1 pseudogene is annotated in these 552 nt (G+C 54.3%); it reads left to right on the top strand.

What is annotated here, in order from left to right:
• Positions 1–366, top strand: a pseudogene (locus D7V92_RS21940) (transcriptional regulator); the annotation flags it as partial.
• Between the last annotated feature and the right edge of the window lie 186 nt (positions 367–552).

Genomic DNA, 552 nt, shown 5'->3' with positions numbered 1-552 from the left:
GAGGAGGATACCCGCTTGGCCCTTGAGGTGTTGAGATCGTACGGTTCGCTCCGTGCGGAGACGGACGTGATGCGTTGTAAGGTCTACTCGTCACTCCTACCTGCCTACAAGCTGTTGGGCGAGGAGGATGAGTTCGTGCGTTTGCTCGCCACGATGCGCAGTATGCTCCCGGCGGTAAAGGCGGCGCAATCCCGTGCCTTGCTGCTTGTGACGCTCTACGGTTGCACGGACAGTGCCCTTTACCGGCAGATGGCGCATGAGGTGGTGGATCCTTGGCGGGGTGAGTCCTCGCCCAAGAAAAGCAAGTTATCCTTGATCCGCCGGCTGGACGATTGCGATCGCTGGCTGAAACACGAAATCAGTTGACAGTTGACAAGTGACAGTTGACAGTTTAAATCAAAAATCATAAATCAAAAAGAAATGTCTTCCCTTCCTTCCGGCGTTCGTTTGGTGGCGTTGCTGAACGAGCATTTGAGTGATATCATGAGCCGCGAGCGAACGAACACTGCTTCCATCCATTTGTATTGCACGGGTCCTTACTGGGTGGCGTTC

It is taken from the genome of Parabacteroides sp. CH2-D42-20, from assembly GCF_003670185.1.
GTDB classification, from domain to species: Bacteria; Bacteroidota; Bacteroidia; order Bacteroidales; family Tannerellaceae; genus Parabacteroides; species Parabacteroides distasonis.
Note: the sequence above shows the minus strand (reverse complement) of the source record. Positions and strands in the feature narration are given on the sequence as shown.